This window comes from Dactylosporangium sp. NPDC051484, from assembly GCF_040689395.1.
Classification (GTDB): domain Bacteria; phylum Actinomycetota; class Actinomycetes; order Mycobacteriales; family Micromonosporaceae; genus Dactylosporangium.
In genome coordinates this window covers 104,231-116,922 of record NZ_JBFAZX010000005.1, presented here as the reverse complement: position 1 = coordinate 116,922, position 12,692 = coordinate 104,231, and the positions used below count along the sequence as shown (strand labels likewise).

Genomic DNA, 12,692 nt, shown 5'->3' with positions numbered 1-12,692 from the left:
TCGTGCGGGGGCGCGGTCAGCCCGGCGGCGGGAGAGCGCCGGGCTGGCAGTGCGGGCACCAGTAGGTGATGCGCTCGTGGTCGCCGCCCGTCCAGCGCCGCAGCCTCGTGTGGCACCTGCGGCACGGCTGGCCGGCGCGCTCGAAGACCCAGTTGGTCTCGCCGCGGCGCAGCGAGCCCGTCGTCGCCTGGGTCCACCGGTGGCGGTTGGAGTTGAGCAGCGCGTGCGCCTTCTCCACGAGCGCGGTCAGGTCCGCGACCTGCTCGACGGGCGTCCAGGGCGACACGCCGCGCAGGAACAGCGTCTCGGCCTTGTACAGGTTGCCGATACCCGCCAGATTCGATTGGTCGATCAGGGCGTCGGCGATCCATCGCTCGGGCCGGGCGAGCAGCCGCCGGACCGCCTCGGCGGCGTCCCAGTCCGGGCCCATGAGGTCCGGCCCGAGGTGCCCGACCAGCCGCTCCTCGTCGCGGGTCGGCACGATCTCCAGCTCGTGCAGGTGGTAGCCGACGGCGACCGCGGCCGCGGTGTGCAGCGCGACGCGGATCAGGTGCGCCGGACGGCCCGACCAGCGCTCTCCGGGTGCGTACGTGCGCCACGCGCCGTCCATGCGCAGGTGCGAGTGCAGGGTGAGCGGCTCGCGGCCCTCCCGGGTCAGGCGCAGCAGCAGGTGCTTGCCGCGGCAGGCGGACTCGGCGGCGGTCCAGCCGGACAGGTCGGCCGTGGCCAGCCGCGGGACGCGGAAGTCGCTGCGCTCGACGACCCGGCCCGCGATCGCCTCGCCGAGCGCGCGGGCGGTGTTCCAGACGGTGTCGCCCTCCGGCACCGGGCACCTCCCATCTGTGACGCAGTCGCTGTTCATGACCCGACCGTCACTCTACGAGTTCGCCCCGTGGGTGGTGGCCCGCCGTGTCAGTCCGTCGTCAGCACCTGGCGGGCCACCGGCGTCAACCGCTGGCAGTGCGCCGGCGCCGGCCAGGTGACGCTGCGCAACTCGTCGTCGTAGGACATCCAGTAGTGGCCGCTGCCGTCGTGGTCGAAGTAGGCGTGCGACTCGTACGCCACCCGGTTCGCCGGGTCGTCGATCCATGCGCGCGGGTGCATCTGCCCCCACGAGGGCGGCCCCATCGGTATGTACCCGCTGACCAGGATCGCCCGCCGGTCCCCGTTCGCCCGGATCGCGTCGACGGACTCCTGCGCGGCCCGCTCCCAGATCAGCGCGCCCGCGCGCCCGTCGGCGGCCAGCCGGGTCGGCTCGTTGAGCAGGCCGAGCCCGATGACGGACGGGTCGTCGGCCGCGCGGCTCATCCGTCGCCAGAAGTCCGCGAGCGCCGTCGTGGGCAGCTCGGCGTCGCCCAGCCGCAGCATGCGCAGCGGCCCCTCGTCGCCGCCGCCGAGCGCGTAGTCGCCGTAGTTGTGCAGGTCGATGATCACCGACAGGCCCGCCCGCCGCGCGTGCTCGAGCGCCTCGCGCACCCGGCCCAGCTCCGCCGCGTCGAGCGGCCCGAACGGCCGCGGCTGCAGCCGCTCCCAGTTCACCGCCAGCCGCACGAGCCGCACCCCGCGCCCGGCGACGAACGTGTAGCTCGACGGGGTCTCGTACGTGTAGTCCTGGCCGTAGTGCCCCGGATTGCCGGTGCCGAAGCCGCCGTTGGCGTCCGAGCTGCCGAACGACCCCGCGGCGAGGTTCACGCCGCGCAGATATCCGGGTGTACTCCCGTGTCGCTCGACGATCTGTGCCTGCGGCCCGGCGACGTCGACCTGCAGCCCCTGCGCCACCGGCCGGTACACGGCCATCGGGTAGTTGGCCGGCCACGCCCCGGCCGCCCACGCCGTGACGGGCAGCCCGATCGCGTCGGCGGCCTCGTACCAGGCCTCGGCGACGGCGCTCCACTGCTGCGCGTCCTTGTCCGACGGCCACCCGATCTCGCCGATGAACCCGGTGGCGTGGTTTCGGCGCAGCCAGGCGGAGAAGTTGGCGAGCCCGGCCACGGCCCGGGCCTGCACGTCGTCGGCCACGCACAGGACGCGCTCCGGCCGCGGAGTCTCCAGTGGTACGGCGATCGCCGCCACCAGCAGCAACAGCACCGCCGTCAGCGCTGGGCCCTTGCGCAGCACCGGCGGCACCGGAGGCTCCCGGCGCCGCCTGGGACTTCTGGAACCCCGTGGCGGAACCGTTGCCGGTATGTCCGTGCCATTCAGGGGCGCTTCCGGTGTACCGGCATCATCGGGAATATCTGACGTATCCGAGATATCTGGTGCGTCAGTGTCGTTCGGCGCCGTGTCCGGCTCGCGCTCGTCTGCCGAGGTCGCGTCAGGCTGCGGTTCGTCGCGGTTCGAGGCCTCGTCGGGATGGGGTTCGTCGCGTTGGGGCCCGCCGGGCGGCGGTTGGTGTTCTGAGTTCTCGCCCGGCGGCCTCTTCCGCAGCACCACCCCGGGCCTCTGCCCGGATTTTCGTGATTTACCGGCCTCGGCCGTGATCAGGACGGCGGAGCCGCTACGGCAGCAGCGGCGCGACCTCCGTCGCGATCAGCTCCAAGTGCTCCAGGTCCCGCATGTCGAGCACCTGCAGGAACGCCCGGGACGCGCCCGCCTTCACGAAGTCGAGCAATTGCTCGGCGATGCGCTCGGGCGTGCCGTACAGCTGCCCGCCCCGCTCCCGCGGACCGTTCGGGTCGAGCCCGACCGACTCGGCGCGGCGGCGGACCTCCGCCTCGGTGCGGCCGCACACGATCGTCTGGGTGAACGAGAACACGATCGGTGCCCGGCCGTCGCGCCCCTCGCGCTCGATCGCCTCGACGACCCTCGCGTACTGCGCGTCGGTGTCGGCGAGGGACGAGAACGGCACGTTGAACTCGTCGCCGTACCGTGCGGCCAGCTTCGGCGTGCGCTTCGGCCCTTTGCCCCCGATGATCACCGGCGGTCCGGGCTGCTGCACCGGCTTGGGCAGCGCGGGCGAGTCGACGATGTCGTAGTAGCGCCCCTCGAAGCTGTACGTCGAGCCGGCCGGCGTCGACCACAGCCCAGTCAGGATCTCCAGCTGCTCGCCCAGCCGGTCGAACCGCTCGCCAACCGGCGGGAACGGGATGCCGTACGCGGTGTGCTCCCGCTCGAACCACCCGGCGCCGAGCCCGATCTCGACGCGCCCGCCGCTCATCGCGTCGACCTGCGCGACGGCGATCGCGAGCGGTCCCGGGTGCCGGAACGTCGCCGACGTCACAAGTGTGCCCAGCCGGATCGTCGACGTCTCGCGCGCCAGTGCGCCGAGCGTCACCCACGAGTCGGTCGGACCGGGCATCCCCTCACCGAGCGTGGTCACGTAGTGGTCCGAACGGAAGAACCCCTCAAATCCGAGCTGCTCGGCCCGCTGCGCGATGGCAAGCTGGTCCTCGTATGTCGCGCCCAGTTGGGGCTCAGTGAACACGCAAAGCCGCATGAGACCCGACACTATCGTGATGACGCCGAGCACGATCTCGTTCACCACCGACTACGGCCTGTCCGACGGCTTCGTCGCGGCGTGTCACGGCACGATCGCGCGCCTGGCGCCCCGGGCTCGGATCATCGACGTCACCCACCTGGTCCCGCCGGGGGACGTCCGACGCGGCGCCGCCGTCCTGGCGCAGACGGTACGCTCGCTGCCACTCTCGGTGCACCTGGCGGTCGTCGACCCCGGCGTGGGCACGGCCCGGCGCCCGATCGCGATCGCGGCGGCGGACGGCGGCTTCCTGGTCGGCCCCGATAACGGCTTGCTGGTCCCGGCCGCCGAGGCGCTGGGCGGCATCGCGGCCGCGGTGCACCTCACCAACCGCGGGTGGTTCGCCCCGGAGGTCTCCGCCACCTTCCACGGCCGCGACATCTTCGCCCCGGTCGCGGCGCGCCTGTGCTCGGGCGCGGCGTTGCCGGACGCCGGTGAGGAGATCGACGACCTGGTGGTGCTGCCGGCGCCCCACGTCGAGCGGGCCCCGGGCCGCCTCGTGGCCGAGGTCCTGACCGTCGACCATTTCGGCAACGTCCAGCTGGCGGCCGCGCCCGACCTGCTGCCCGAGGCCCCATGCCAGCTCACGGTGAACGGCACCCCCGCGACCCGCACGAACACGTTCGGCGACGCGCCCGCGGGCGCCCTGGTGGTGTTCGCCGACTCGGCCGGCCACCTTGCCCTGGCCGTGAACGGCGGCGACGCGGCCGCCCGCCTGTCGCTGGCCCCCGGCGACCGGGTGATCATCACCTCCTGACACCTCCTGACCTCAGCCGGCCGGTCTGCCGCTCTGCCGCACGCACCTCGAGACCCGGCGCCGGCCGGGCATCGTGCGGCGGCGGGCCCGGGATCGATCGGCTCGGCCGTGGTGGCGCGGGCCCGATCGATCGGCTCAGCCGCGCAGGCGTAGGCCGCGCGGGGTGCTGCGGAAGCCGGCGCTCGCCAGGGCGTCGCGCAGGGGCGAGTGCAGGATCGACTCGCCGTCGGCGCGCTCGACGGACAGAACGCCCAGAGCGCCTCCGTGGACGGCGTCGGCGAGGGCCTTGGCGGCGAGGGCGAGCAGGTCCGGGTCGTCGGCGTAGGACAGCAGGGTGCGGCCGCCGCGTTCGACATACAGGATCAGGTCGCCGCCGACGGTGACGACCAGGGACCCGGCCTTGCGGCCCGCGCGGTGCCCGGCGCGTTCGCCGTCGCCGGCGTCGACGACGCGCTCCGGCCAGGGCAGGGCCGCGCCATACGGATTGGCGGGGTCCGTCGCGGCCAGCACCAGCGCGTCGCGGTGCTCGGTGCCGCCGCGGAGGCGGTCGACGGCGCCCGGCAGCGCGAACTGCGCGGCGCCGAGGCCCTCGACGAAGTATCCGCGGCGGGCCGCGCCGCGCTCCTCCATCGCGGCGAGCACCGGGTAGACGCCGGCGAACGCGCCCGGCAGGTCCTCGGCCATGACCGCGCCACGGGTGACCACGCCGTGCCGGTCGAGCAGGAGCTCGGCGTTGGCGGTGGCGCGCCGGGTCGGGTCGAGGTCGCGCTCGGGCAGCAGATACCACCGGCCGGCCGCCCGTGGGGGCCCGGCGCGGGCCACGGCGAGCGACATGCGCCCGAGCGACGCTCCTCCCGTGCGCCGGTATCGCGACCGCGGCGCCGACGGTCGCGACCGGTGCGCCCCGCCACCGCTGAGTTTGGCCCGCAGCGGCGCGATGGTGTCGTTGGACAGCCGGCCGGCCCATACCAGGTCCCACAGGACGGCGATGAGCTCCTCCTCCGGCGCGTGAATGTGCTCGGCGATGCCCCGGAAGAACAGCGCCTGCCCGCCGGCGAGGGCGTCGAGCACCGCCTCGTGCAGGGGCCCGCCCACGTCGGAGGGCGGCGGCAGGAGCAGCGGCGCGGCGTCGGCGAAGGCCAGGCTGACCCAGCCGTCGTGCTCGCCGATCGCGCCGGTGCCCGCCCACACCAGGTCGCCCGAGGCGGTGAGCTCGTCGAGGTATGCCGCGCTGTAGTCGGCGACCCGCGCGGGCAGGATGAGCCGCTCCAGTGCCGAGGCCGGCAAGGCGACGCCCTGCAGCTGCTCGATCGCGGACGCCACGGCCTCGACCCCGCGGGCGCGGGAGGCGCCGATGTGGTGCCACTGCGGCAGGAACCGGGCCAGCGCCCGGGGCGGCACGGGCTCGATCTCGCGGCGCAGCGCGGCGAGCGAGCGGCGGCGCAGCAGGCGCAGGATCTCCGCGTCGCACCACTCGGTGCCCGCACCGCCGGGGGAGAACTCGCCGGAGACGACGGAGGGCAGCCGCCGCAGCGCCTGCTCGAGCACGAACACGCCGAGCCCGAACCGGGCCGCGGCCGCGGCGGCGGTGAACGGCCCATGGGTGCGCGCGTGCCGGCTCACGAGGTCACCGAGCGGGTCGGCGACCGGCTCGAGGTAGGCGATGGGCAGCCCGACCGGCAGCGCCACGCCGAGGGCGTCGCGGTATCGCCCGGCGTCCTCGACGGAGATCCAGCGCGGCTCGCCGGCGATTCGGACCTGGATCGCGCGCCGCCGCGCGGCCAGCTCGACGGCCCACGCCGGGTCGGCGCCGCGTGCGGTCAGCTCGGCGTCGGAGAGGTCGCCCAGGACGCGCAGCATCTCCGCCACGTCCTCGGCGTCGCGCGGGGTGCGTCGCGGGCCGAGCCACTGCAGGCCCTGCTCGGTCTCGGCGACCACCGCCGGGTCGAGCAACTCGCGCAGCTCCACCCGGCCCAGCAGCTCGGCCAGCAGGGTCGGGTCGAGCGCGAGAGCGGCGGCCCGCCGCTCGGCCAGCGGCGCGTCGCCCTCGTAGAGGAACGCCCCCACGTATCCGAACAGCAGCGACCGCGCGAACGGCGACGGCCGCTGGGTCTCGACCTCGACCAGGCGCAGCCGCCGCCCGGCGATGTCGCGCATCACCTCGACGAGGCCGGCCACGTCGAACACGTCCTGCAGGCACTCGCGGGCCGCCTCGAGCGTGATCGGGAAGTCCGCATACTCCCGGGCCACGTCCAGCAGCTGCGCGGAGCGCTGCCGCTGCTGCCACAGCGGCTGGCGGCGGCCCGGGTCACGGCGCGGCAGCAGCAGCGCCCGGGCCGCGCACTCGCGGAACCGGGCGGCGAACATCGCCGAGGTGCCGACCGTCTCCTCCACGATCCCGGCGATCTCGTCCGGGTCGAACGCGACCAGGTCGGCGCCGGGCGGCTCGTCGGCCACGTCGGGCAGCCGGACCACGATGCCGTCGTCGCTGGGCATGACCTGGGCGTCCACGCCGTATCGCTCGACCAGCCGCCGGGCGATCGCCAGCGCCCACGGCGCGTTGACCCGGGCGCCGAGGACGCAGTGCACGGTCATGCGCCAGTCGCCGAGCTCGTCGCGGAACCGCTCGACGAGCACCGTGCGGTCGTCCGGCAGGTGCCGGGTCGCCTCGCGCTGCTCGCGCAGGTAGGCCAGCAGGTTGTCGGCGGCCCAGTCGTCGAGCCCGCCGGTGCGCAGGTGCGTCCGGGCCGCCTCATCGCCGGACTTCACGAACCCGCGCAGCCGCGCGCCGATCGCCCGGCCCAGCTCGACCGGCCGTCCCGGCGAGTCGCCCTTCCAGAACGGCATCTTCGCCGCGGCGCCCGGCGCGGGAGAGACCAGCACCCGGTCGGGCGTGATGTCCTCGATCCGCCACGACGTCGAGCCGAGCAGGAACACGTCGCCGACCCGCGACTCGTACACCATCTCCTCGTCGAGCTCGCCGACCCGCGCCGCCTTCTCGGCACCGGCCAGGAACACCCCGAACAGGCCCCGGTCGGGGATCGTGCCGCCGCTGGTGACCGCGAGCCGCTGCGCGCCCGGCCGGGCGGTGAGCACGCCGTCGGCGCGGTCCCAGACCAGGCGCGGGCGCAGCTCCGCGAAGGCGGTCGACGGATAGCGCCCGGCCAGCATGTCGAGCACCGCGAACAGCGCCGACTCGGGCAGGTCGGCGAAGACCGCGGCCCGGCGGACGAGCGCGGCGAGGTCGTCGACCTGCCACGGCTCCATCGACACCATCGCCACGACCTGCTGGGCCAGCACGTCGAGCGGGTTGCGCGGGTAGCGCAGCTCCTCGATGCCGCCCTCAACCATGCGCTCCGCCACGACGGCGCAGGAGACCAGGTCGCCGCGGTGCTTGGGGAACACCACGCCTCGTGAGACCGCGCCGACCTGGTGCCCGGCCCGGCCGACCCGCTGCAGCCCGGCCGCGACGCTCGGTGGCGCCTCGATCTGCACCACCAGGTCGACCGAGCCCATGTCGATGCCGAGCTCCAGGCTGGACGTGGCGACCACGGCCGGCAGTTGTCCGGACTTGAGCGCCTCCTCGATGTGCTTGCGCTCCTCGCGCGAGACGCTGCCGTGGTGCGCGCGGGCCACCACGGGCGGGGCGCCGCCCGCGGTGCCCGCCTGGGCCATCATCTCGGCCGGCGTGCGCGCCGGCTCCGGTTGCGCCACCCCGGCCCTGGCCCCGGCCAGCTCGTTGATCCGCGCGCAGAGCCGCTCAGCGCCGCGCCGCGAGTTGGTGAACACGATCGTGGACCGGTGCCCCTCGATGAGGTCGAGCACCCGCTCCTCGACCGCCGGCCAGATGGACGCCTGCCGGGGCGCCCCGTCGTCGTCCTCTCCGGGCGCGGCCTCCCCGAGCGCCGTCATGTCCTCGACCGGGACCTGAACCTCGACCTCGATCGTCTTCGCGCTGGGCGGCTGGACGATCTCCACCGGAGCCGACCCGCCGAGGAACCGCGCGGTCTCGTCGATCGGCCGCACCGTCGCCGACAGCCCGATGCGCTGCGCGGGCCGCTCCAGCAGCGCGTCGAGCCGCTCCAGGGACAGTGCGAGGTGGGCGCCGCGCTTCGTCGAGCAGACCGCGTGCACCTCGTCGACGATGACCGTCTCCACGCCGCGCAGCGATTCCCGAGCCTGCGAGGTCAGCAGCAGATACAGCGACTCGGGCGTGGTGATCAGGATGTCCGGCGGGGTGCGGGCGAACGCGCGGCGCTCGTCGGCCGGCGTGTCACCGGTGCGCATGCCGACCCGGATGTCGGGCGGATCCTGGCCCAGCCTGGCGGCGGCCTGCCGGATGCCGGCGAGCGGGGCGCGCAGGTTGCGCTCCACGTCGACGGCGAGGGCCTTGAGCGGGCTCACGTAGAGCACCCGGCAGCGCCGCGCGGCGTCGGCCGGCGGATGCGCGGCCAACTGGTCGAGTGACCACAGGAACGCGGCCAGGGTCTTGCCGGAGCCGGTCGGCGCCACGACCAGCGCGTGCCGCCCGGCGCTGATCGCGCGCCACGCGCCCGTCTGCGCCCTGGTCGGCGCCGCGAACGCCGCGCGGAACCACTCGCGTGTCGCCGCCCCGAAACCCCCCAGCTCTGCCATGCCCACCATCCTGCCCCGGGGGTACGACAATTCCTCGAGGCGGCGGTGATTTGCCTGAATTGAACCGATTGGCTGGTTCAGGACAGGCTGGCCGTCGCCAGTTTCACGCTGAAGGCCAGGAACGCGCCCCCGACCAGCGTCGTCAGCCCGGCCGCCAGCCGCCGCCGGGTCCGGAACTGCCCGGCCAGGAACCGCCCGCCGAAGATCAGCAGTGTGAGGTACAGCGCGCTGAGCACCTCCGCGATGGTGCCGAGCACCAGGAAGCTGACGGCCGGGTGCGGATACGCCGGGTCCACGAACTGGATGAAGAACGAGACGAAGAACAGGATCGCCTTCGGGTTGAGCAGGCTGATCACCAGCGCCCGCCGGAACGGCCGGTCCGCCGGTGCCGGCTGCCCCTGTGCGGGCGCCTCGGCCTGCCGCCGTCGCCACAGCGTGCCGACGACCAGGCGGACGCCGAGGTACGCCAGATATCCGGCGCCCAGGTACTTCACGATCCCGAACAGCCACGGATAGGCGTGCAGCAGCGAGGCCACGCCGCCCGCCGACAGCGTCATCAGCACCGCGTCGCCGAGCCAGACGCCGGCCGCGCCCCGATAGCCGTCGCGCACCCCGCGCCGGGCGGCGACGCTCAGCACGTATAGCGAGTTCGGCCCGGGCAGCAGCACGATCGCCGCCGTGCCGAGCACGTACGTCAGGGGGTTGGTGACACCGAGCACGAAACGCCTCCCGCTTCCAGCGCCGCGGCCAGCCGGTCCCGTGCGGCGGGCCACTCGTCGGCGATCATGGAGTACAGCACGGTATCGCGCTGGCTCCCATCCGGGCGTCGCCGGTGGGCCCGGAGGATCCCCTCGCGCTGCGCGCCGAGCCGTTCGATCGCCCGCTGTGAGCGCTCGTTGCGCACGTCGGTATGCCACTCCACGCGCAGCGCACCCAGCGTGTCGAAGGCGTGACGCAGCAGCATCAGCTTCGACTCGGTGTTGACGCCGGTGCGCCACCAGGGCCGGCCCATCATCGTGTGTCCGATCGCGACCGAGCGGCTGACCGGGTTCGGTGCATAGTACGACGTGCTGCCGATGAGGCGCCCGGTCGCCGGCTCCCGCTGCACGAACGGCACGCGGTCGGGGTCGGCCAGGGCCGCCGCCACGAGCGCCGCCATCCCCGCCGCGGATGCGGGCCGCGGGGAGGTCAGGTGGGTCCACACCGCCGCGTCGTCGAGCGCCTCGAACAGCTCGGGGGCGTGCGCGTGATCGAGCGGCTCGAGCGTGACGTGCCGGCCACGCAGCGTCGCGGGACTGTGCCAGGCGTCCCGCTCCGGCCTCAAATATTCCGGCAGCAGTACCGCGAGTGCCTCCGCGGGCACCGGGAGTTCGCGGGTGAGCCGCAGTGGTACGACACCGGCCCAATGCGGCAGGTCCGCGTCCTGCGCGTCGTCCTTGGGCTCGCCAGTCCGCACCTTCGTCGAGACCTCCCGCAGCGGCACGGCCAGCAACGCGGTCTGCGCCAACTCCTTGCGGTCCGGCGGTCGGCTGTCGGCGGCCCGGCCCGGCGCGACCTTGTCGACCAGCGCGGCGAACGCGTTCGCCCGCTCCACCTCGTCCTCGACCAGCCGTGCGGTGCCGTGCACGACCACGGACCGGTAGTTGGCGCTGTGGTTGAACTGCGAGCGGGCCAGCACCAGCCCGTCGATGACCGTGACCGCGACGCAGACCGGCAGGCCGCCGTCGCGGGCTGCCAGCAGAGGGCGGCTGCCGGTGGAGCCGTGCAGGTAGAGCGTGTCGTCCACCCTGGCATGCAGGGTCGGCAGCACCCGCGGCTCGCCGTCGGCGACGTAGCCGAGGTGACACACATACGCCTCGTCGAGCACGGCGTGGGCGAGCTCGACGTCGTAGGAGGCCCGTTCGGGCATGCGCCGCGGGGTGTTCCGCGCCGTCTGCTGGTACGTCTCCACGTGGGTTCCTTTGTACTAGTACAAAATGAGAACTGTGGCAGTACAATATCGGCCACGCCTGATCGGCCACAAGCGAAAATCAGGCTGGGCGCGACGGAGTCTCGCGTCGCACACTGGCCCGCATGGAGCAGCACCTGTACGAGGCCGAGCACCACGCGTTCCGGGACCTGTGCCGCGAGTTCCTCGCCCGCGAAGCCGTGCCGCACAACGACGAGTGGGAGCGGGCCGGGATCGTCGACCGGGAGATCTGGCGCAAGGCCGGCGCCGTGGGGCTGCTCGGCATGGACGTCGGCGAGCGGTACGGCGGCGGCGGGCAGCGGGACTTCCGGTTCAACGCCGTGCTCGTCGAGGAGATCATCGCGGCGGGCGCGTCGGGGCTCGGGTTCGGGCTGCACAACAACGTCGTCGCGCCCTACCTGACGGAGCTGACGACCGAGGCGCAGCGCGAGCGGTGGCTGCCCGGATTCTGCTCCGGCGACATCGTGACCGCCATCGCGATGAGCGAGCCGGGGGCCGGCAGCGACCTGGCCGGCATCCGCACCAGCGCGGTGCGCGACGGCGACGCCTGGGTGATCAACGGGCAGAAGACCTTCATCACCAACGGCGAGCTGGCCGACCTGGTGATCGTGGTGGCGAAGACCGATCCCGCCCGGGGCGCGCACGGCATCAGCCTGTTCGCGGTGGAGACCGGCACGCCCGGCTTCACGCGGGGGCGGCGGCTGGAGAAGGTCGGGCTCAAGGCCAACGACACCGCGGAGCTGTTCTTCGACGATTGCCGGATCCCGGCCGAGCACCTGATCGGCCAGGAGAACTCCGGCTTCTACCACCTCACGGCCAACCTGCCGCGGGAGCGCCTCGGCATCGCCGTGTCCGCCGTCGCCGCGGCGGAGCACACCCTGGCGATGACGCTGGAGTACGCCAGGACGCGCGAGGCGTTCGGCCAGCCGATCGGCAAGTTCCAGCACAACCGGTTCCTGCTCGCCGAGCTCGACACCGAGGTCACGATCGCCCGCACATTCCTCAACCACTGCATCCTGGAGCAGAACGCGGGGCGGCTCAGCGTCGCCGACGCGGCCAAGGCCAAGTGGTGGACGACGGAACTGCAGAACAAGGTCGCGGACCGGTGCGTGCAGCTGCACGGCGGCTACGGCTTCATGCTGGAGTACCCGGTCGCGAAGGCGTGGCTCAACAGCCGGGTCCAGACGATCTACGGCGGCACCACCGAGATCATGAAGGAGATCATCGGGCGGAGCCTCGGGCTGTGACGTCGCCGCTCGTCACCTCGGCGAGGATGTCCAGGATCAGCGCGGTGGAGGTGGCGCCCGGGTCGGGGTGGCCGATACTGCGCTCGCCCAGGTAGGAGGCGCGGCCCTTGCGCGCCCGCAGCGGCACGGTGGCGCGGACTCCCTCGGCCGCCGCGTCCGCCGCCGCCCGGGCCGCGGCCGCCTCGCCCGCACCGGCCGCGGCCGCGTAGGCGGCCACCGCCGGGGACAGCGCGTCGATCATGGTCTTGTCGCCGACGACCGCCTTTCCCAGGTGCTGTACCCCGTCCAGCGCCGCCCGCAGGCCGTCGGCGAACGAGCCGCCCTGCCGCAGGGTCTTGCCCAGAGCGCGGAAGACCGTGCCGTACAGCGGGCCGGAGGCGCCGCCGACCTTCGACAGCAGCGTCGTGCCGGTCTTGCCCAGCACGTCGCCCGCGGTCGCCGGCTCGAGCGAATCGAGCGCGGCGACCGCGGCGTCGAACCCGCGGCGCAGGTTGACGCCATGGTCGCCGTCACCGATCGCGGCGTCGAGATCCGTGAGCCGGTCGGCCTCCGCGCGCACCGCCTCGGCGACGGCGGTGATCCAGGCCCGGGCCAGCGCCTCGTCCATGC

General features: G+C 73.8%; 9 protein-coding genes. 2 read left to right on the top strand and 7 right to left on the bottom strand.

Annotated elements, in window-relative coordinates; genetic code table 11:
- Positions 1 to 16: 16 nt before the first annotated feature.
- From AB0367_RS11455 to AB0367_RS11445, 3 genes are all read right to left on the bottom strand, one after another.
- Positions 17 to 826 carry a DNA-formamidopyrimidine glycosylase family protein gene (locus AB0367_RS11455; protein ID WP_366226147.1) on the bottom strand — a complete coding sequence of 270 codons (810 nt, stop codon included), beginning with the start codon at positions 824 to 826 and terminating at the stop codon, positions 17 to 19.
- 86 nt (positions 827 to 912) lie between these two features.
- On the bottom strand, positions 913 to 2,127 hold the full coding sequence (locus AB0367_RS11450; protein ID WP_366226146.1) for a cellulase family glycosylhydrolase: 1,215 nt from the start codon (positions 2,125 to 2,127) through the stop codon (positions 913 to 915).
- 370 nt (positions 2,128 to 2,497) lie between these two features.
- Entirely contained in the window at positions 2,498 to 3,436 is a 939-nt protein-coding gene (locus tag AB0367_RS11445) for an LLM class F420-dependent oxidoreductase (RefSeq protein ID WP_366226145.1), read from the bottom strand.
- A 19-nt stretch (positions 3,437 to 3,455) separates the two neighbouring features.
- On the opposite strand from AB0367_RS11445, the gene AB0367_RS11440 reads away from it, so the two are divergent.
- Positions 3,456 to 4,232 carry an SAM-dependent chlorinase/fluorinase gene (locus AB0367_RS11440; RefSeq protein ID WP_366226418.1) on the top strand — a complete coding sequence of 259 codons (777 nt, stop codon included), beginning with the start codon at positions 3,456 to 3,458 and terminating at the stop codon, positions 4,230 to 4,232.
- A 135-nt stretch (positions 4,233 to 4,367) separates the two neighbouring features.
- On the opposite strand, the gene AB0367_RS11435 is transcribed toward AB0367_RS11440, so the two are convergent.
- The 3 genes from AB0367_RS11435 to AB0367_RS11425 form a co-directional block, all read right to left on the bottom strand.
- Positions 4,368 to 8,867 carry an ATP-dependent helicase gene (locus AB0367_RS11435; RefSeq protein WP_366226144.1) on the bottom strand — a complete coding sequence of 1,500 codons (4,500 nt, stop codon included), beginning with the start codon at positions 8,865 to 8,867 and terminating at the stop codon, positions 4,368 to 4,370.
- Between the two features lie 77 nt (positions 8,868 to 8,944).
- Entirely contained in the window at positions 8,945 to 9,586 is a 642-nt protein-coding gene (leuE, locus tag AB0367_RS11430; RefSeq protein ID WP_366226143.1) for a leucine efflux protein LeuE, read from the bottom strand.
- Positions 9,562 to 10,776: a bifunctional pyridoxamine 5'-phosphate oxidase family protein/GNAT family N-acetyltransferase gene (locus AB0367_RS11425; RefSeq protein ID WP_366226417.1), complete on the bottom strand. Its 1,215-nt coding sequence runs from the start codon at positions 10,774 to 10,776 to the stop codon at positions 9,562 to 9,564. Before AB0367_RS11425 ends, leuE begins: the two co-directional genes overlap by 25 nt.
- Positions 10,777 to 10,940: 164 nt before the next feature.
- Between AB0367_RS11425 and AB0367_RS11420 the strand changes: the two genes are divergently transcribed.
- Positions 10,941 to 12,083 (top strand): acyl-CoA dehydrogenase family protein, encoded by a 1,143-nt coding sequence (locus AB0367_RS11420; protein WP_366226142.1) that lies wholly within the window; start codon positions 10,941 to 10,943, stop codon positions 12,081 to 12,083.
- On the opposite strand, the gene dhaL is transcribed toward AB0367_RS11420, so the two are convergent.
- Positions 12,058 to 12,690, bottom strand: a complete 633-nt coding sequence (gene dhaL, locus AB0367_RS11415) for a dihydroxyacetone kinase subunit DhaL (RefSeq protein ID WP_366226416.1) — start codon at positions 12,688 to 12,690, stop codon at positions 12,058 to 12,060. The two genes, AB0367_RS11420 and dhaL, sit on opposite strands and share 26 nt — an antisense overlap.
- Positions 12,691 to 12,692 lie beyond the last annotated feature (2 nt).

Excerpts from the sequence above, each read along its gene's own strand:
- AB0367_RS11445 (WP_366226145.1), bottom strand. The coding sequence starts at position 3,436 with ATGCGGCTTTGCGTGTTCACTGAGCCCCAACTGGGCGCGACATACGAG.
- AB0367_RS11440 (WP_366226418.1), top strand. The coding sequence starts at position 3,456 with ATGACGCCGAGCACGATCTCGTTCACCACCGACTACGGCCTGTCCGAC.
- AB0367_RS11435 (WP_366226144.1), bottom strand. The coding sequence starts at position 8,867 with ATGGCAGAGCTGGGGGGTTTCGGGGCGGCGACACGCGAGTGGTTCCGC.
- AB0367_RS11425 (WP_366226417.1), bottom strand. The coding sequence starts at position 10,776 with ATGCCCGAACGGGCCTCCTACGACGTCGAGCTCGCCCACGCCGTGCTC.
- AB0367_RS11420 (WP_366226142.1), top strand. The coding sequence starts at position 10,941 with ATGGAGCAGCACCTGTACGAGGCCGAGCACCACGCGTTCCGGGACCTG.
- dhaL (WP_366226416.1), bottom strand. The coding sequence starts at position 12,690 with ATGGACGAGGCGCTGGCCCGGGCCTGGATCACCGCCGTCGCCGAGGCG.